17 protein-coding genes and 1 riboswitch are annotated in these 18,684 nt (G+C 66.3%); of the genes, 8 read left to right on the plus strand and 9 right to left on the minus strand.

Annotation, left to right across the window (positions count from 1 at the left end):
• Nucleotides 1-10: 10 nt before the first annotated feature.
• Nucleotides 11-709, minus strand: a complete 699-nt coding sequence (locus ACSFB7_RS00435) for a GntR family transcriptional regulator (RefSeq protein WP_435466011.1) — start codon at nucleotides 707-709, stop codon at nucleotides 11-13.
• Nucleotides 710-831: 122 nt separating this feature from the next.
• Here ACSFB7_RS00435 and ACSFB7_RS00440 point away from each other — a divergent pair, with 122 nt between their 5' ends.
• The 3 genes from ACSFB7_RS00440 (at nucleotide 832) to ACSFB7_RS00450 (ending at nucleotide 4,273) form a co-directional block, all read left to right on the plus strand.
• Entirely contained in the window at nucleotides 832-2,076 is a 1,245-nt protein-coding gene (locus ACSFB7_RS00440; protein ID WP_435466013.1) for a pyridoxal-phosphate-dependent aminotransferase family protein, read from the plus strand.
• Between the two features lie 118 nt (nucleotides 2,077-2,194).
• Complete coding sequence (locus tag ACSFB7_RS00445; protein WP_435466015.1) at nucleotides 2,195-3,172, plus strand: Bug family tripartite tricarboxylate transporter substrate binding protein; 978 nt, start codon at nucleotides 2,195-2,197, stop codon at nucleotides 3,170-3,172.
• A 330-nt stretch (nucleotides 3,173-3,502) separates the two neighbouring features.
• The gene (locus ACSFB7_RS00450) at nucleotides 3,503-4,273 is read left to right on the plus strand and encodes a fumarylacetoacetate hydrolase family protein (protein WP_435466017.1); all 771 of its coding nucleotides are present in this window, start codon (nucleotides 3,503-3,505) and stop codon (nucleotides 4,271-4,273) included.
• Here ACSFB7_RS00450 and ACSFB7_RS00455 read toward each other — a convergent pair.
• Nucleotides 4,222-5,184, minus strand: a complete 963-nt coding sequence (locus tag ACSFB7_RS00455; protein WP_435466019.1) for a LysR family transcriptional regulator — start codon at nucleotides 5,182-5,184, stop codon at nucleotides 4,222-4,224. The two genes, ACSFB7_RS00450 and ACSFB7_RS00455, sit on opposite strands and share 52 nt — an antisense overlap.
• 94 nt (nucleotides 5,185-5,278) lie before the next feature.
• Between ACSFB7_RS00455 and ACSFB7_RS00460 the strand changes: the two genes are divergently transcribed.
• The gene (locus ACSFB7_RS00460) at nucleotides 5,279-6,469 is read left to right on the plus strand and encodes an MFS transporter (RefSeq protein WP_435466021.1); all 1,191 of its coding nucleotides are present in this window, start codon (nucleotides 5,279-5,281) and stop codon (nucleotides 6,467-6,469) included.
• 17 nt (nucleotides 6,470-6,486) lie between these two features.
• Here ACSFB7_RS00460 and ACSFB7_RS00465 read toward each other — a convergent pair whose 3' ends face one another.
• Nucleotides 6,487-7,914, minus strand: a complete 1,428-nt coding sequence (locus ACSFB7_RS00465; protein ID WP_435466023.1) for a carotenoid oxygenase family protein — start codon at nucleotides 7,912-7,914, stop codon at nucleotides 6,487-6,489.
• 20 nt (nucleotides 7,915-7,934) lie between these two features.
• Nucleotides 7,935-8,978: a MerR family transcriptional regulator gene (locus ACSFB7_RS00470; RefSeq protein WP_435466025.1), complete on the minus strand. Its 1,044-nt coding sequence runs from the start codon at nucleotides 8,976-8,978 to the stop codon at nucleotides 7,935-7,937.
• 154 nt (nucleotides 8,979-9,132) lie between these two features.
• On the opposite strand from ACSFB7_RS00470, the gene ACSFB7_RS00475 reads away from it, so the two are divergent.
• Entirely contained in the window at nucleotides 9,133-9,684 is a 552-nt protein-coding gene (locus ACSFB7_RS00475; protein WP_435466027.1) for a GNAT family N-acetyltransferase, read from the plus strand.
• A gap of 6 nt (nucleotides 9,685-9,690) precedes the next feature.
• Here the strand turns inward: ACSFB7_RS00475 and ACSFB7_RS00480 are convergent, their stop codons facing one another.
• Nucleotides 9,691-12,414, minus strand: a complete 2,724-nt coding sequence (locus ACSFB7_RS00480) for a sensor domain-containing diguanylate cyclase (RefSeq protein WP_435466029.1) — start codon at nucleotides 12,412-12,414, stop codon at nucleotides 9,691-9,693.
• A gap of 156 nt (nucleotides 12,415-12,570) precedes the next feature.
• A complete protein-coding gene (locus ACSFB7_RS00485) occupies nucleotides 12,571-13,257 on the minus strand; it encodes an FMN-dependent NADH-azoreductase (protein ID WP_435466031.1) in 687 nt (228 codons plus the stop codon).
• Between the two features lie 109 nt (nucleotides 13,258-13,366).
• Here ACSFB7_RS00485 and ACSFB7_RS00490 point away from each other — a divergent pair, with 109 nt between their 5' ends.
• Nucleotides 13,367-14,317 carry a LysR substrate-binding domain-containing protein gene (locus ACSFB7_RS00490; protein ID WP_435466033.1) on the plus strand — a complete coding sequence of 317 codons (951 nt, stop codon included), beginning with the start codon at nucleotides 13,367-13,369 and terminating at the stop codon, nucleotides 14,315-14,317.
• A gap of 4 nt (nucleotides 14,318-14,321) precedes the next feature.
• Here ACSFB7_RS00490 and ACSFB7_RS00495 read toward each other — a convergent pair whose 3' ends face one another.
• From ACSFB7_RS00495 to ACSFB7_RS00505, 3 genes are all read right to left on the minus strand, one after another.
• Entirely contained in the window at nucleotides 14,322-14,525 is a 204-nt protein-coding gene (locus ACSFB7_RS00495) for a hypothetical protein (RefSeq protein WP_435466035.1), read from the minus strand.
• Nucleotides 14,526-14,608: 83 nt separating this feature from the next.
• A complete protein-coding gene (gene mntP, locus ACSFB7_RS00500) occupies nucleotides 14,609-15,178 on the minus strand; it encodes a manganese efflux pump MntP (RefSeq protein WP_435466037.1) in 570 nt (189 codons plus the stop codon).
• A gap of 15 nt (nucleotides 15,179-15,193) precedes the next feature.
• Nucleotides 15,194-15,372, minus strand: a riboswitch (yybP-ykoY riboswitch).
• A gap of 19 nt (nucleotides 15,373-15,391) precedes the next feature.
• A complete protein-coding gene (locus ACSFB7_RS00505) occupies nucleotides 15,392-16,459 on the minus strand; it encodes an agmatine deiminase family protein (protein WP_435466039.1) in 1,068 nt (355 codons plus the stop codon).
• Between the two features lie 98 nt (nucleotides 16,460-16,557).
• On the opposite strand from ACSFB7_RS00505, the gene ACSFB7_RS00510 reads away from it, so the two are divergent.
• Both ACSFB7_RS00510 and ACSFB7_RS00515 read left to right on the plus strand, forming a co-directional pair.
• Nucleotides 16,558-17,469 (plus strand): LysR family transcriptional regulator, encoded by a 912-nt coding sequence (locus ACSFB7_RS00510; RefSeq protein ID WP_435466041.1) that lies wholly within the window; start codon nucleotides 16,558-16,560, stop codon nucleotides 17,467-17,469.
• A gap of 51 nt (nucleotides 17,470-17,520) precedes the next feature.
• Entirely contained in the window at nucleotides 17,521-18,684 is a 1,164-nt protein-coding gene (locus tag ACSFB7_RS00515) for an agmatine deiminase family protein (RefSeq protein WP_435466043.1), read from the plus strand.

The raw sequence follows: 18,684 nt of genomic DNA on the forward strand, positions 1-18,684 counted from the left end.
GGTGTGGGGGTCAGCTCGCTTTGTTGTGGGCCTGGGGATAGATTTCGCCGGCGCGCATCAGCTCCAGCACCGTGTCGCGCTTGCGCAGCACGTGGGCCACGAGCACCTTGCGCATGCCGGCGGCATCGCGCGCGGCCAGCGCGTCGATCATCTGTTCGTGTTCTTCGACCGCGTGCTTCCACTTCGCGTCGTTCTGGTTGGTGCGAAAGCGCAGCGACTGCACGCGCGCATTGATCGAGCGGTAGGTGCTCGACAGCACCGGGTTACCTGCGGCCTCGTTGATGGCCGTGTGAATGCGCGCGTTGATGCGGTAGTAGCCCGACAGGTCGCGCCGCGAGAAGCAGGCCATCATTTCGTAGTGCAGTGCGCGCACCTCGGCCAGTTCTTCGTCGGTGATGCGCTTGGCTGCCAGCTCGCCCGACATGCCTTCGAGCATGGCCAGCACCTCGAAGGTGTTGAGCACATCGGCCTCGGTGAGCTTCACCGCCACCGCGCCGCGATTGGGCAACAGGTCGACCAGACCTTCGGCCGCCAGCAGCTTGATGGCCTCGCGCAGCGGCGTGCGCGAGACGTGCATCTGCAGGCACAGCTCGCGTTCGTTGAGCTTGGCGCCGGGCGCGATGTGCCCTTCGACCAGCATGGTGCGCAGGCGCGCGGCCACCTGGTCATGCAGTGCGAGGCGCGAGATTTCGATGATGTCTGCTGTCATGGCTTGTGTCCCTTGAATGCATTTTGAATGCAAAAAATTGGGGCGACAAGCCTTTGTATTAAGGGTAAACCACCAAACAAAAATGCATTTTGAATGCAAAACTGAACGCGAAAGGAAAGTCCATGCTTCAACTCGACATCCATCCCACCGGCCGCCATTTCCTACAGATCCCCGGCCCCAGCCCGGTGCCCGATCGCATCCTGCGAGCCATGAGCCTGCCGACCATCGACCATCGCGGGCCCGAGTTCGGCACGCTCGGTCTGAAGGTGCTCGGCGGCATCAAGGAGATCTTCAAGACCAGGCATCCCGTCGCGATCTACCCGGCCTCGGGCACGGGCGCATGGGAGGCCGCGCTCGCCAACACGCTGAGCCCCGGCGACCACGTGCTGATGTACGAGACCGGCCACTTCGCCTCGCTGTGGCAGAAGATGGCCACGCGTTTGGGCCTCTCGACCGAATTCCTGGCGGCAGACGGCACCGACGAACATCTGCCCAATGCGCCGAGCTGGCGCCACGGCGTGCAGGCCGAACTCATCGAAGCGCGCCTGCGCAAGGACACCGAGAAGAAGATCAAGGCCGTGTGCGTGGTGCACAACGAGACCTCCACCGGCGTCACTTCCGACATCGCCTCGGTGCGCAAGGCCATCGACGCGGCGGGCCACCCCGCCCTGCTGATGGTCGACAGCATCTCGGGCCTGGCGAGCGCCGATTTCCGGCACGACGAATGGGGCGTGGACGTGACCATCAGCGGCTCGCAGAAGGGCCTGATGCTGCCGCCGGGCATCAGCTTCAACGCGCTGTCGCCGCGCGCCCTCGAAGTCTCCAAGACCGCGAAGCTGCCGCGCGCCTTCTGGGCCTGGGACGAGATCGTCGAGATGAACAAGGACGGCTACTGGCCCTACACGCCCAACACCAACCTGCTGTATGGCCTGTCGGAATCGCTCGACATGATCCTCGGCGAAGGGCTGGACAACGTGTTCGCACGGCACCAGCGCTGGGGCGCCGGCGTGCGCGCCGCCGTCAATGCATGGGGCCTGCCGATCCAGTGCGCCGACCCGACCGTGTACTCACCCGTTCTCACCGGCGTGATCACTCCCGTGGGCGTCGATGCCGATGCGCTGCGCCGCCTGATCCACCAGCGCTTCGACCTGTCGCTGGGCACGGGCCTCGGCAAGCTCAAGGGCCGCATGTTCCGCATGGGCCATCTGGGCGACAGCAACGACCTGACGCTGGTGGCGATGGTCGCGGGCGTCGAGATGGGCATGAAGCTCAGCGGCATCAAGCTGGCCGGCAGCGGCGTGCATGCGGCGATGGACTATTTCGCGAACCACGCGGCGGCGCCTGCCGGTCTGCAGAAGGCTGCCTGAGCACACGGCAAAACACACCGGCCGCATCGCCTCGCTCGAACGACGCGGCGGCCAACAACCTGCCGGGTCTTTTTTGGCCCGGCACGCATCGGACCCCAACACCACGGAGACGAAGATGATGCAAAGACGTTCCCTTATTCAAGCCGCGGGCGCGGCAGCCGCCAGCCTGGGCGTGCCAAGCCTTTTTGCGCAGGAGTGGCCTTCCGGGCCGGTGCGCATCGTGGTGGGCTTTCCACCGGGCGGCGGCACCGATGCGCTGGCGCGCGTGGTCGCGCAGAAGCTCACGATCATGTGGGGCCAGCAGGTCATCGTCGAGAACAAGGGCGGCGTGGCCGGCGTGCTCGCGGCGGAGTACGTGGCGCAGCAGCCCAGCGACGGCAACACCTTGCTGATGGCCCACATCAACAGCCATGCACTCGCGCCCAGCCTGCAGCCGAAGCTGCGCTACAACGTGGAGCGCGACTTCGTGCCGATCGTGCTGGTGGGTGTCACGCCCAACCTGCTGATCGCGGGGCCTTCGCAGAAGGCGCTGACAGTGAAGGACATCGTGGCCGCATGCAAGGCCGCGCCCGGCACCGTGAGCTTTGGCTCGGCAGGTGCCGGTTCCGCACAGCATCTGGCGCTGGAGATGTTCAAGCTGCAGGGCGGCATCGACGCATTGCATGTGCCGTACAAGGGCAGCGGCCCCTTGCTGTCCGACCTGATGGGCGGGCAGATCCAGTACAGCTTCGAGACCATGACGGCCGCCACGCCGCATGTGAAGAACGGGCGCGTGCTGGCCGTGGCGCAGACGCGCACCAAACGCGCGAAGGGCCATCCGAATGTGCCGACGATGCAGGAACAGGGCTTCCAGGGTTTCGAGGCCACCACTTGGTACGGATTGGCCGGACCGGGCAAGTTGCCACCAGCGATTGCTCAGAAGGTCAATCGCGATGTGAACACGGTGTTGGCGATGCCTGATGTGCAGGAGCGGCTCGATACCTACGGCGCTGAAGACGGCGGTGGTTCGCAGGACAAGTTCAAGCAGTTCATCAACACCGAGATCGCGAAATGGGCGAAGGTTGTGAAGGATGGGAAGGTTCACGTCGAGACCTGACTCGGGGTTGTTTTGGCGCTGCTGCTGTTCAGGGCGGCACTCCCGCCGACACGGTGCTCTTTTTCGCGAATGTCCCCCGCTTCGCTCCTCCTTTATTTCGCGAAAAAGAGCCCCGTATCGGCGCGAGCGCTGGACAGAGCGGTTGTTGATCAGCGACTCACCAGCAGCGCGTCCCTGTGCGAATGACACCAGGTGCTCCCCGCAGCGAAATAAAGGAGGAGCGAAGCGGGGGACATTCGCGGAGGGGAGCTCCTGGTGTCATTCGCACAAGCCAAGAATGAACCCGAATCCGACCCCGAACCCGCCCCCCGAAAACGTACGATCCCAAAGATGACCCCATCCCAAACCGCCCTCACAGACGCCCTGGTCGCTGCACGCCGCGGCAATCGCACCCTCGACGCCACGCCCTGGACCGACACGCTCGACAGCGACACCCAGGCCTACGAAGTACAGGACGCCGTAGCCACCGCACTCGACTGGTTCGGCACAAGCGCCCTGCCCCGCGCCTGGAAATCCGGCGGCGGCTCGCGCAGCGCGACGCTCACGCATGCGCCGCTGCCACCCGCCGGTGTGCGGCAAAGCCCCGCGAACTTCAGCGACCTCGTGTTCCACACGCCCGGCATCGAGGCCGAGATTGCGCTGCGGCTGGGACGCGACGTCACACCCGCGCAAGCCGCAACGCTCGACCACCCCGACGCCGCATCGCTCATCGATGCCATGGCCGTCTCGGTGGAGATCGTCGATTCGCGCTGGCAAGACCTGCCCGCCACGCCCGCTCTGCTGCGGCTGGCCGATTCGCAAGTGCACGGCGCATTGGTGCTCGGTGAATGGCAGCCTTACGCCGCCGTCGACTGGGCCTCGCAACGCTGCGAAACCAAAGTCGGCGATGCAGAAACCGTGGTGCGCGTCGGCACCCATCCACTGTCGGACCCGGCCTGGCTGCTGCCGATCTGGCTGCGACACCTCACGCGCCACGGCCAGACCGTGTCCGCCGGCACCGTCGTCACGACCGGCTCCTGGGTCGGCGTGCTGCCCTGCCGTCGTGGCGATCAGGTGACGGCGGAGTTTCCCGGCATCGGCGCCGTGCGCTTGAGCGTGTAGCGCCCGTCGCCCACGCCCGAACAGGCCACCAGGAAGTCGAGCACCGCGCGCACCCGCGCGGGCAGCGTGCCCGCCTTGCCGATGTACACCGCGTGGATCGGTTCGATCTCGCCGGGGTTGAACTCGTCGAGCAAAGGCACGAGCCGCCCCGCGTCGATGTCGTGCTGCACGTGGTACAGCGACAGCCGCGCCACGCCGGCACCCGCAATGGCCAGATGCCGCAACGTTTCGCCATCGCCCGCGCGCACCGGGCCGACCACCGGCAGCGTGATCATCCGGCCGTCGACGCGCAACGGCCAGTCGGGCGTGTTGCGCCGGAAGGTCCAGCCCAGGCGGTTGTGCGCCTCCAGTTCCTGCGGCGTGCGCGGCGTGCCGTACTTCGCCAGATAGGCCGGCGCGGCCACGATGGCCTGGCTCGTTTCACCAAGCCGCCGCGCCACCAGGTCGGACGACGGCAACTGGCCCCAGCGGATCGCGATGTCGGCGCGCTCGTCCATCAGGTCGACGATACGGTCCGTGAGCGCGATGTCGAGCGTGATCTGCGGATGCATCTCCAGCAGGCGCGGCACCAGCGGCACCAGCTTGTGCTGCCCGAAGGACACGCTGGCGTTGATGCTCACGCGCCCGCGCGGCGCCGCACCGGCGGCCGCGCAGCGCTCGGCCTCGTCCATGTCGGCCAGCACGCGGGTGCTGCGCTCGTAGAAATGAAGCCCTTCGGGCGTGAGCTGCAGCTTGCGCGTGGAACGGTGCACGAGCTGGATGCCCAGCCGCAGTTCGAGCCGCGCGACCAGCTTGCTGATGGCCGAGGGCGTCATGCCCAGCAGTCGGGCCGCGGCCGAGAAGCCGCCCGACTCGACCACTTGCACGAAGGCTTCCATCTCGCCGGAGCGGTTGACGTCGAGGCGGGGCATGGTTTTCGTCCTTTCTTGTGAGTTGAACTCACAAGTGCTTGTCGGGGCGGCATTCTAGTCATTGAAGGCAAATGTCCGCACAGTACATGTCATCATGCCCATCGCTCTTCTTGCCCTCACCGCCGGTGCCTTCGGAATAGGCACCACCGAGTTCGTCATCATGGGCCTGCTGATGCAGGTTTCGACGGATCTTCACGTCACCATCACGGCCGCCGGCCTGCTGATCTCGGGCTATGCGCTCGGCGTCGCGGTCGGCGCCCCGGTGCTCACCATCGCCACCCGCAAGCTGCCGCGCAAGACCGTGCTGCTCGCGCTGATGGCGATCTTCACGCTCGGCAACCTCGCCTGTGCGCTGGCGCCCAACTACGAAATGCTGATGGCCGCGCGCGTGATCACTTCGCTGGCGCACGGCACCTTCTTCGGCGTCGGCTCGGTGGTGGCCACCGGCCTCGTGGCGCCGGAACGCCGCGCCTCGGCCATCGCAATCATGTTCACCGGCCTGACCGCCGCCACGCTGCTCGGCGTGCCGGCCGGTGCGTGGCTGGGCCTGCAGTTCGGCTGGCGCTCGGCTTTCTGGGCCGTGACGCTGATCGGCGTGCTGGCCTTTGCCGTGCTCGCCGTGTTCGTGCCCCGCGTCAAGGGCGAGACCAAGCCCGCGCCGCTGCGTGAAGAAATCGCCGTGCTGGCCCGGCCGCAGGTGCTGCTTGGCCTGGCAATGACGGTGCTTGGCTTTGCCGGCGTGTTCGTGGTGTTCACCTACATCCAGCCCCTGCTGACGCAGATCACCGGGCTGTCGGAATCGGCCGTGTCGCCGATCCTGCTGGTGTTCGGTGGCGGCCTGGCCATCGGCAACATCCTCGGCGGCAAGCTGGCCGACCGTTCGGTGATGCCCGCCGTGCTCGGCACGCTGGTGGCGCTGGCCGTGGTGCTGGGTGCGATGCAGTTCACCATCGGCACGCCGTTCACTGCCGTGGTCTTCGTCGGGCTGCTCGGCGTGGCCTCGTTCGCCACCGTGGCGCCGATGCAGTTGCGGGTGCTGGAAAAGGCCTCCGGCGCGGGCCAGAACCTCGCATCGAGCCTCAACATCGCGGCCTTCAACCTGGGCAATGCGCTCGGCGCCTGGGTCGGCGGCGTGGTGATCGACCATGGCCCGGGGCTGCATGCGCTGGGTTGGGTGGCGGCATTGCTGACGCTCGTGGGCCTGGCCATCGCGCTGTGGAGTCGTTCGCTCGACAAGCGCGAGACGCGCGGCTCGCTGGGTGATTGCGCTTCGGCGCAGGCCTGACCGAAGCGCCGCGAAACCTACGCGTTGGCCCGCCAGTTCCCGTGAAAGCCGAAGGGCACACGGTGTGGCAGGCGGGCCACCGCAACGGGCGCCGCATCCAGCGCTTGCGCATCGAACACCAGCAGGTCGCTGCGGTTCTCCCTTTCTCTCCAGGCGACGGCCAGCAACCAGCCGTCGCCTTCTTGCGCATTGGCGTTGCGCGGCACGAACACCGGCTCCGAGAACACATCGCCCGGTGGCAGCGTGTGGATGCGACGCTTGCCGGTGACGAAATCAAAACACGCCAGGCTGTCGAACAGAACGCTTTCGGCGTCGTCCCTCGCACGCGCGACCGAATGGCAGTTGTAGAAGCCGTAGCGGTTGCAGCGCCCGGTGAAACGTTCGTCGATGCGCGGGAACTCCGCCACCAGGTCGTCGAGGTATTCGCGCCTGAACGCCGTGCCGTCGCCGGCCATGTCGAAGGTCCAGCGGCACAGGCGCGCGGCCATGGCTTGCGGATCGCCCGGCCTGCCCTGCGCATCAGGCAGGCCCGGGGCGGTGTCGGACTGCATCACGTGGGCCACGATGGCATCGCCGTCGTCCCATGCGTTCATCACGTGGAAGACGTGGCATGCGTCGGTGTCGAACCAGCGCATCGTGTCCACGCTGCTGCCGCGCCGCATCACGCCCACATGTGTGCGCTTGTCGCCATCCCAGGCCAGCAGCGGTTTGCCGCGCATCGCGCGCTCCACGCTGGTTGTCAGGGGCATGACCGGAAACAGAACGTGCCCACGCGTGAGCATGAAGTCGTGCGCCATGCTGGCGTAAGGCGCGGTGAAGGACTGCAGCTGCGTGACTTCGCATTCGGCGTCCATCACGCCGTAGAGCATGCCCAGCGTGCCGGGACCATCGGGCGAGTAGGCAAAGAAGTGCAGCTCACCGCTTTCCGAGTCGACCTTCGGATGCGCGGTGCAGCGCGTCATGAGGCGGTCGCCAAAACTCTGGTGCCCTTTCGACGCCAGCGTGCGCGCATCAAGCTCGAAGGGCTGGTGCGATTCTTCCAGCGCGAACAGCCTGCCGCCGTGCCACAGCATGCTGGTGTTGGCCGTGCCGCCGTTGCGGCCCAGCGCGAGCGGATCGCTCGTGGCCGGGTTGCCGAAGGTGCCGAACAGCGCGCGCCCTGCTTCGTGCTCCAGTTGCCATTTGGGCGTGCGTGCCCAGCGATTGCTGTACGACACCTTGCCGTCGGCGACATGGAACGCGTGCACCATGCCGTCGCCGGAAAACCAGTGGTAGTTGTCGTCGCGCGGTGCGTACTGCGGGCTCGGGCCCACGCGGTAGAGCGTGCCCGAGAGTTCCGGCGGGAAGGTGCCGGTCGTTTCGAGTGCCGCGATGTCGTGCTCTTCGGTCAGCGGTGCGTAATTGCCGGTGAAGAAGTGGGCGTTGGCCTGGGTCGTGGGGTTCAAGTGTTTCCTTGGCTTTCTGTCTACTGAATGGATTCGGGTGCTTCGAGCGAGTCGATGGCCTGCTGGACATAGGCGGCCAGTGCGGCATCGATGCCCGAGCCGGTGCGCAAGGCGGGTTCGTTGTTGAACGCGATCTGCAGCTTCGACTGCAGCGCGATGTCTCCGCCCGCCTTGGCCAGCGACAACGCCTGCCACTGGCGCGCCAGCACCTGCATGTCCGCGTCGCCGGGCGCCACGCCTTGCAGCAACTGGCGGCGCACCTCGGCAATGAGCGGCGGCCATGCGTCGGTCTGCGCGACGTAGTGATTGCGCAGCGTCGCCATCTCATCGGCGCTGCAGTAAGCGGCGTACAACTGCAGGCGCCCATAGGCCATCGCGTGCGAGATGTACGTCATGCCGGCCTGGTCGATGCCGGTCATCGAATGCAGCGCCCGCTCGTTCCAATGCATCGTGTAGAGCTTGATGAGCAGGCCTTCGTCGCCGCCGGCTTCTTCGAGCAGCAACGCGATCCATCGCTGCGCCAGGGCTTGCGCCGGCTGGCTCTCCGGTGAGGAACCAGACGCCATCAGCCCGTGGAGCGTGGCGGTCAGCGCAGCCCGCTCGGGTGCGACCGCGTCGGTGAAACCGTCGCGCTGCGTCTTCATCTGGTCGAGTTCGTCGTCGCTGAAGTACTTCGAGCCCGCCACCATGCTTTCGAGCGCGACCAGCCAGTCGTCGACGGCCGGCTCCTCGCTGGCCTTCAATTGCGCCTGCAGCGCGAGCAGGTGCGTGCGCAGCGCGGATGCCTGCCTGATCTGGCGGTCGAGCTGCGTCACCTGCTGCGCGACGACCTCCGAGAGCCCGTTCGCCGCGTTGTCGAGCAGGCCCTGAATCTCGGCCAGCGACAGGTCGAGCCGCCGCAGCGCCTGGATGCGGTACAGCCGCGCGACGTCCTTGCGGTCGTACAGGCGGTAGCCGCCGACCGAGCGGCCGGACGGAACCAGCAGGCCGATGTCACCGTAGTGCCGCAGCGCGCGCACCGTCAATCCGGTGCGCCGGGCGAGTTCGCCAATCTTCAAAAGCATGCCTTCTCTCTCCAAGTTGAAGGCATCGTAGGGTGTGACGTTGCGAGAGGGTCAAGCGGCGTTGATGCTTTTTTTTCGACGGGCCTGCGGATCCGCGAAGGCAGAATCCACGGGCTCGCCCGCCTCGCCCGCACATCGCTTTCCCATCTCGACCATGCACACCATGCCGGCAATACCGATCGAAAAACGAAGCACGCCCACCGTCCGCCCTGCCGTCGCATCAGATGCACACACGCTCGCCGCGCTCGCGATCCAGGTCTGGCTGAGCACCTACGCCACGGAAGGCGTGAACGACCTGCTCGCGCGCTACGTGCTCCAGGAATTCACACCGTCGAATTTCGCCGCGCTGACTGAAGACGCCAACGCGTGCCTGCTCGTCGCGGAAATCGACAGCTACCTCGTCGGCTATGCGCTGGTCCGCTTCGGTGCCGCCCAGCCGCTCGCGCCTTCAGCAGGCGCGGAGCTTTGCACGCTGTATGTCCAGGAACCATTCACTGGCGCCGGCGTGGGTTCGGCCCTGCTGCGGGAGGCGCGTGCGTCGATCCGGCAACGCACAGGCACCGGTGCGCTGTGGCTGTTGGTCAACGTCAAGAACCGGAGGGCGTGTGACTTCTACGAAAAGCACGGCTTTGTCGAGAAGGGCCGCACCCATTTCGTTCTTGGCGAGGGACGTCACGAGAACCATGTCCTCGCGTTGATTCCGTAGAGAAAGTCAGTTCTTCTCGGTGAACGGATCGGCCGGCGCCGCCGTCTTACCTGCCGGAGAAGCCCCGGCCGGAATGAAGAACTCGAAGCGGTTGCGCCCCGCCGCCTTGGCGTTGTAGAGCGCCGCATCGGCCCTTGCCAACAGTTCGGCGGCGGTGACGGATGAATCGGCCGCCCGGTGAAACGCAATGCCGACGCTGGTCGTGACGTCGATCTGCTGCCCGTCGACCATGAACGGCGGCGCGTTGATCCGATCCACGATCTTTTCAGCGACCGAGGCCACCGCCTCCGGTGCGCTCAGGTTTTCCAGCACCAGCACGAACTCGTCGCCCGCGAGCCGGGCCACCATGTCGGTGCCGCGCACGCTGCCCAGCAGCCGCCGCGCATATTCGACCAGCACGGCATCGCCCACCGCATGGCCCATCGTGTCGTTGATGCCCTTGAAGTGGTCGATGTCCAGGAACATCAGCGCCAGCGAGTTGCCCGTGAGCCGCCCGCGCAGCACCGCATCGGGCAGGTATTCGTTGAAGGCCAGCCGGTTCGGCAGGCCGGTGAGCGTGTCCAGCCGCGCCAGCTCGATCAGCTTGTGCTCCACCACCTTCAGCGCGGTGATGTCCAGCGCGAGCGAGAAGATGCCGTGCGTCAATCCGTCGGGCCGCGTGTCGGGCACATAGATGACCTGCGTGACGCGATCGAACCCCGTGCGCTGGGTGCGTGCCTCGAACTCGACCCTTTCACCCGCCAGCGCCCGCGCGATCATGGGCTTGCGCGAGAGGTACACATCGCGCCCGGCCACATCCTGCACATGGCGCCCCAGCACCTGCGACGGGTCGAGCCCGAGCCATTCGCGGCTGGTGGCGTTGGCGAAGGTGATCTTCTCCTCGCGGTCGATGTAGGTGATCAGCGCCGGCATGCTGTTGGTGATGGTGCGCAGGCGCAGCTCGCTCTCGGCCAGTCGCAGCTCGGCTTCCTTCAACGCGGTGATGTTGAAGGTCATGAGATAGAAGCCCAGCACCTCGCCCTGCAAATTCTTGTCGGGGATCAGGTTGACCTGGAAGTAGCCCTCCCTGCCATGCATCGGCGCATGCACGGGAAAGCGCACCTTCTGGCCGGAGAACATCAGGGGCAGGTGGGGTTCGATCTGCGCATACATCGCATCGCCCAAGGCGGTGCGCAATGTCAGGCCCTGCAGCGAGCCATGGCCCACGCCCGCCATCTGCCGCGCCCGGCTGTTGCCGTACAGGCAGTTCTGGTTGCGATCGAAGTAACCGACCAGCGCGGGGATGCTGTCGGTCACGTCGCGCACCCGCTTCTCCTGCTCGGTCAGGGCCTTGCGGATATTCACGTCTTCCGTGATGTCGAAAGTCATCGAGAAGACGCCCTGCACCACGCCGTCCGCATCATGGTCGGGGATGTAGTGGGCCTTGAAGGTGCGGTCGCCGATGCCGAGCGCCGGGTCGCCGGTCTTCTCGATGATGACGGTCTCGCCGGCCAGCGCGCGCAGGAAATGCGGCTCGACCACAGCGAAGTCCTTCTCGCCGCGAACCTCGGGCATCAGCCGCCCGACCAGCGGCGCGTTCTTGTGCAGCGCCCGGATGTACGCATTGACGAAGGTGTAGCGCAGCGACGCGTCCACGTGCGAGACCATCGCCGGGATGTTGTCCGCGATGGTGCGCACCTGCGCCTCGCTGTGCGCCAGGCTGACTTCGCTGGCACGCCGTTGCGCCATCAGTTCATCGAAGGTTCGCGAGAGATCGCCGATCTCGTCCCGCGCGTAGCTGCGCGGCGCCGCGATCTCCGTGGGCGCGTCCTGCGCAAACTGCATGTGCCGGTGCAGGTCAGCCAGCGGCCTCAACTGCCGCCGCACCACACCCAGCGCCAGCGCGCCCGCCGACAGCGCGAGCAAAAACGCCCCGAGCCAGGCGCCGCGTTCGATGGCGTCTAGCCGGGCGAAGGCCTCGGCGCGCGGGTACATGGCACCGACGATCCAGTTGGTCTGCTCGGTGCGGTCGAAGGCATACAGGCCGGGCACGCCGCTCTCGTCGACGCCTTCGCTCGCGCCCTCGAAACCGGCCATGGCGTGGATGATTTCAGGTGCACCCGCGCCCTCTGCCTGGATGTGATTGAGAATGCGCGAGGTGCGCGGATGGTCGACCACGATGCCGTCCGTGGTCGTGATGAACAGGTAGCCGGTCTTGCCGAACCTGACATCGGCCAGCTTGCCCAGGATGCTGCGGTCTTTCAGGTTGATGGCGCCGGAAATCACGAACTTCACCTGCCCCGCGCTGTCGAGCACCGGCTCCGTGATGGCCACCTGCGCCAGGCCGTTCAGGCGGTTGCGGTACGGCTGCGAGATGACGCCTGCCTTCGATGCCACCGTTTCCTGGAAGTAGGCGCGGTCCTTGAGGTTGACGCTGCCGATCTGCTGCGCGCCGTTCTGGTTGGCCACGAGGTTGCCGTCGATGTCGATGAAGGCCACGTTGTCGAAGGCCTGCTTGAGCGCCGGATGCTTTTCCAGAAAGGCCTGCAGCGGGACGGCGTTGTCGAAGCCCTGGGTTTCCACGCTGTCGCCGAAGGTCTGCAGCAGGATGCGGCGGCTGCTGAATTTCTGGTCGATGGCATCCGCAATGGCGGACACGCGTGCAACCTGCTCGTCGGCAATCGATGCACGCATGCGGCTCTTGACCAAATGCAGCGCCACCGTGGCAATGGCGAAGGTTGCGGTCAGCACGACCGCTGCAACACCGAGGCTCAGGCGGGTATGCAACCCAATGCGGAATTTCGAGAGACCCGGTAAATTCATCGATGTTCTTCAGGCGACCAGTGCTTCATCTTCTCCGATTTCCAGGTGTGAAGATGTAATGGTCAATCCCGAAGAACAAGGTGCTTATGGCGTTGCTGTCGCGCCGCCGAGTTCATCGGCAAGGCGATCGACCGCGGCCTCCGCCTTCAGCAACGACTGCGCGAGCTGCTCGCCGCCGAATTCATCCGACTCCACCGCCGCTTCGAACACCTCGGTAATGCCGATGTAGCCCAGGACCGAGCGCACGCTGTTCTCGGTGTGATTCAGGTGCGCGATGCGCCCGCCCGCGTCATAGCCGTGGTCGCCCCGCGCACCCAGCAGCACCACGCGTTTGCCCGCGTCCGCCAGCAGCGGCCAGAAAGGCACGGCGCCGCGCGAACGATCAAAGCCGAAGGTGCGGCCCACGCGCACGATGTTGTCGATCCAGGCCTTGAACTGCGCAGGCGCGCCGAAGTTGTACATCGGCAGGCCGATCACCACGACATCGGCGGCGATGAGCTGGTCGACCAGCCGGTCGCTCTCGGCGAGCACATCGGCCATCCACGGCTCGCGCCCGGCCGGCGGCGTGAAGGCTGCATGGATCCAGCGGCCGGTGACGTGCGCGGGCGGCTGCTGGCCGACGTCGAGGTAGTCGATGCGGTCGTCCGGCCGCGCCTTGCGCCAGCGCTCGACAAAGCGCGCGGAAAGGCGGCGCGTGTGCGAGCCGTAAAGGTCGATGTCGGAACGGCCCCCACGGGCGCTGGCGTCGATGTGAAGAAGGTTCAGTGTCATGGTCTTGATGGATGAGTTGATCTGTTTTGTCCCGCGCGGTCAGAATGACTGCACAGGCCCTGAATCTAGGTATGACCAAGGCCATCCACAAACGATCATTTCTCCTCTCATGAACGAGATTGGCTCATCTGTCCGGCCGCCCCGACGCCTGCCTGCGCTGCTGTCGCTGCGCGCCTTCGAGGCTGCGGCCGCGCATCGCAGCTTTCAACGCGCGGCGCTCGAACTCTCGGTCACGCCCTCTGCCATCAGCCACCAGGTGCGGGCGCTCGAAGACACGCTGGGTCAGCCGCTGTTTCGGCGCCTGACGCGGCAACTGGCGCTCACGCCTGCGGGCCAGCGGCTGTTCGACGACCTGCGCATGGGCTTCGACGTGCTCGAGGCCGGTGTCGACAAGCTGCGTCGCCCCGCCGCGTCGCAGGCCGTCACGCTCACCACCAACACGGCGTTTGCCGCGCGGTGGGTGCTGCCGCGCATGGTGGCTTTTCGCGAGGCCTGCCCCGGCATCGAACTGCGGCTGCACGCGAGCGACACGCTGGTCGACCTTGCAAGGGGCGACGCCGACATCGCGGTGCGCTCGGGCAGCGGCAACTGGCCCGGCCTCGCGTCGCGCGAGCTGATGCCCGAGCGCTATGCGCCGCTGTGCAGTCCGATGCTGGGCCTGGCGCGCGTGGGCGATCTGCCGAAGCACCAGCTGATTCACTGCGACTGGCAGCCGCAGGCACTGGCGCCGGCGGTGTGGCCGCGCTGGTTTCGCGAGGCCGGCATCGCACCGCCAAGGGGACGGGCGCTGAAGGCTTCGGGCCTTTCGTTTTCAGACGAAACGCACGCGATGCTCGCCGCTCTCGGCGGCCATGGCGTGGCGCTGTTGAGCCTCACGCTGGCGGCGGAAGAGGTGCGCAACGGCGCACTGGTGCAGCCGTTCGGGCCTGCGCTCGACACCGGCAGCTACTTTCTGGCGACCGCGAGCGGGCGCGAGAACGAGCCGGCGATTCGTGCGGTGTGGGAGTGGATCGCGATGCAGGCCGCGGCGGACGCGGCGGACGCGCCCCGCGGCCGCTGACGCGTCAGCGTGTCGTCTTGCTCAGGAGCGTCGGCACGAGGTAACCGTCGCGGTACACGCTTTCGATGGCTCCATCGACGCGGTCGGTGGAGTGTGCCGCCACGAACCGCTCATCCGCCTGGCGATAGACCACGATGGTGCAGGACGAGCGCTTGCTGAGAATGCGGGCAACGCCTGTGGCCTGGCGAAGGGTTGGGTACGTCTCCATGGGGTCCTTGTCTGTCTTGTGCCCCGGATGCTAGTACTTAGGGGTTCAAAAATGGGCGCTGGGCGCCCATTTTTTTCAGCGCCTCAGGCCAGGCCGTTCAGGTGCTCGTACAGGATCAGGAAGCCGATGCCGATCAGCACCACGCCGCCCAGGATTTCCGCGCGCTTGCCGACCACCGCGCCCAGCACGCGCCCGACCATCACGCCGATGGTCACCATCGCCATGGTGGCAAGGCCGATGGCCAGCGCGGTCCAGGCGATGTTGACGTTGATGAAGGCCAGCCCGACACCCACCGCCATCGCGTCGATGCTGGTGGCGAAGCCGGTGATCGCGAGCGTCCAGAAGGAATTGCGGTCGGGCTTGTCTTCCACCGCATCGGGCGCGCCGAAGCCCGCCCAGATCATGCGCAGCCCCAGCACGCTGAGCAGCGTGACCGCGATCCAGTGGTCCCACTGGGCGACGTAGCTGGCAGCGGCCAGGCCGGCGGCCCAGCCGATGACGGGTGTCAGCGCCTCGATGACGCCGAAGATGAGGCCGGTGCGCAAGGCCTCGCGCCAGGAGGGTTTGCGAAGTGCTGCGCCTTTGCCGACGGCAGCGGCGAAAGCATCCGTCGACATGGCGAATGCAAGAAGGATCGTGGAGGCAATGTTCATGGTGGGAAGTAGCAAGAAAGGCCGGGTCAAGACGCCGCAGCGCACGAACCCGCCGGCCAATGCCGTGTCCATGCGCCGCTGGTCTCGCCAACCTGTCGGTTGCTCACGCCACGGTTTGCAAGGTGCAAACCGAGTATGTTGACGTGAGCGCTTCCGGAATCCGGAATCCGGAAGCCGGCTACTCCCCAAGGGAGCCGCGATTGTAGGGCCTGTTCACATTCCGCAAACAGCCAGGCGATTGCCCAGCATCGGCTGCTGCTGCGTCGAGCAATGCGTCGCGCCGCCGCCCAGCGAGATGGCATCGATGGGCAGCAGTTCGATCCGGCGATCCGGGAAGGCACGGGCAAAAACCTGGCGCGCCTGCGCGTCCTGCGGCACCCCGAACGCGGTGGAAATCACCGCGCCGTTGACGAGGATGTAGTTCGAGTAGATGTCGCAAAAACGCGCGCTGCCGTAGTTGTGGGCGTCGCGCGGCACCGGAAGATCGAGGATCTCGAAGGGCCGGCCATGCGCATCGGTGGCCAGCTCCAGCGCGCGGCGGTTCTCCTGCATGGCCCGGTGGTACTCGCCCTGATCGGGGTCGGCCGCATTGAAGAGAATCCTGGCCGGCGCGGTGAAGGACGCGATGCCATCCACATGCCCATCGGTCTCGACCTCGGCCGGATTGCCCGGCAGCCAGACGATCTTCTGCACGCCCAGCATGCGCCGCAGTTCGGCCTCGATGTCCGGCTTGCGCATGCGGGGGTTGCGGTTGCCGTGCAGCAGGCAGCTTTCGGTGGTCAGCAGCGTGCCTTGCCCGTCCACGTAGAAGGCGCCGCCTTCGAGCACCATGTCCGACTTGACCAGCGGCACCTGCGCCAGCGTTGCGATGTCCTGTGCAGCGCGCCGGCAGCCGTCATGGGGGTGGTACTTCTCACCCCATGCGTTGAAGCGGAAACCCACCGCCGTCTGCGCGATGCGGTTCTCGTCGACGAGGAAGATCGGGCCGCAGTCGCGCAGCCAGTTGTCTTCGGCCGCGATGGGCACGACGGTCACGTTCGCACCGCAGATCGCCTGGGCCCTGGCCGCCAGCGTGGTGTGCGCCGCCACGATGCAGCGCTGGTAGCGGGCGATCGTGCGCGCCAGCAGGCCGAAGGCCTGGCAGACCGCTTCGTAGTGCGCGCCCCAGAGTTCTTCGCGGTGCTCCAGCACCGGCCAGCCCAGCCAGGTGGCGGCCATCGGCTCCCATTCGGCGGGCATGCGCAGCCCGGCACGGCGGGCGTCGAAATCGTTGGAAATCAAGGTGTCCTTCTATGGAAATTTCAGAGCTGCTCACTCTGACTTGAATTCCTTTGATAAAAAAGCGATATTTTTGGGACCCATCAATCAACTGGATTCATATGTCCAACGCCAGACTGCCTTCTTTCAAATTCCTGATCGGCTTCGAGGCGGCCGCACGCTTGGGCAACTATTCCCGCGCGGCGGAGGAGCTTTGCGTCTCGCAATCCGCCGTCAGCCACCAGATCTCGCAGCTGGAGCAGCAGGTCGGCCAGCCGCTGTTCCGGCGCAAGGGGCGCGGCGTGGAGCTGACCGTGGCGGGGAGCCTGCTGCTGGACAGCGTGAGCAAGTCGCTCAACCAGATTCGCAACGGGCTCAGCCGCATCGAAACCTACATGGACGATCGCCTCGTCACGCTGGTGTGTCCCGCGCCCGTTGCCAGCGGCTGGCTGCAGCCTCGCGTGGACCGGTTGCTGCAGGCGCACCCCGATCTGTGCCCGATCATTTCCGTCGACGAAAGCGCCCGCTTCATCGACGAACTGGACGTGGACATCGCGATCACCCGCGAGCCGCTCAGGCAGGAGGGCGTGTTCGAAGTGCCGCTGCTGACCGATGAGCTGGTGGCCGTCGGCCCTCCCGGGCAAAACGAGACCTCCGGCATCGGGCTGCTGTGCCTCGAAGAAGACCTCACGAGCGACCGCATCGGCCCCTTCATCCGCGAGCACTTCGGCAGCCTGCGCAAAGCCGCGATCTACGACGATCCGCGCCTCTTGCTCGACGCGGCGCTGCGCGGCCGGGGCATCGCGCTGGTGTCGCGGCTGCTGGCCGACGATGCCTTGCGCACCGGCCGGCTCCAGCATCTGTCGGCCTACCCGGGCCTGCCGCTGGGCACCCTCTGGATCTCGCGCACGGAGGGCCCGTCGCGCCTGCCGCTGGTGCGGGAGGTGTTCGACAGCCTGCTTGCTTTTTCCCGGACCGATGCTCAAGACATGAGCCCAATAGATCAAACAGCTCAAGAAACATCAATTGTGTAGATGAATAAGGATCTACAGAATCGAGCCCATTCGTAGTAACCCTTATTTTTCATGACGACTCGACGCACTCTCCTGGGCCTTGGCGGCCTCGGACTTCTCAACGGACTCGTGAGCGCCTGCGGCGGCGGCGGTGGTGGCAGTGCAGCCCCGTTCCCCATGCCCGCGCCCTCTCCCGCACCAGCCCCTTCGGCTTCACCCTCCCCCTCGCCCGGCGCTGGCTGGCAGATGCCCGACGAAGGCGGCGCCCACCGTGCCATCTGGATGGCTTTCGCGGCGCGCGAATCGATCTGGTCGGCGGAAATGCGCCAGCCCGTGCACCAGGCGCTGGCGCGCATCGCCAATGCGATCAGCGTCTACGAACCGGTCAAGATGCTGGTGAACGCCGCGGATGTCGCCACGGCGCGCCAACTCTGCGGCTCCAACGTGCAACTGATCGAACACCCGATCGACGACCTCTGGATGCGCGACACCGGCTGCGTGTTCGTGCGCAATCCCCGTGGCGAACGGGCGGCCGTGAGCTTCAACTTCAACGGCTGGGGCAACCAGCAGGCCCATGCGCGCGACGCCACGGTGGCGGCCCGCATGGCCGAACTCACCGGCCTGCCCCTGTTGCGCAGCAGCCTGGTGATGGAGGGCGGCGGCATCGAGGTCGATGGACAGGGAACGGCCATCATCACCGAGAGCTGCGTGCTCAACAAGAACCGCAACCCGGGCGTGAGCAAGGCCGACGCGGAGACCGAACTCAAGCGCATGCTGGGCCTGGAAAAGATCATCTGGCTGCCCGGCATCGCGGGCCGCGACATCACCGACGGCCACACCGACTTCTATGCCCGTTTCGTCAAGCCCGGCGTGATCGTGGCCGCGCTGGAGACGGACGAAAAATCCTTCGACTACGCCGTGACGCGCCGCCATCTCGAACTGCTGAACGGCGCCACCGATGCACGCGGCCGCGCCTTGCAGGTCATCACGCTGAAAACGCCGGACCAGGTGCGGCCCGCCTTTTCGCGCAAGGGCTTCGCGGCCGGGTACGTGAATTTCCTGATTACCGACAAGGCCCTGTTCCTGCCCGAGTTCGGCGATGCCGCGGCCGACCAGGCCGCCCGAGCAGCTCTCGCGGCACAGTTGCCCAGCCACCAGATCGTGCAACTGGACATCGACGCCATCGCTTCGGGTGGTGGGGGCATCCACTGCACCACACAGCAGGAGCCGGTTTGA

The sequence above is a fragment of the Variovorax raffinosi genome (assembly GCF_051216615.1).
Taxonomy (GTDB): domain Bacteria; phylum Pseudomonadota; class Gammaproteobacteria; order Burkholderiales; family Burkholderiaceae_C; genus Variovorax.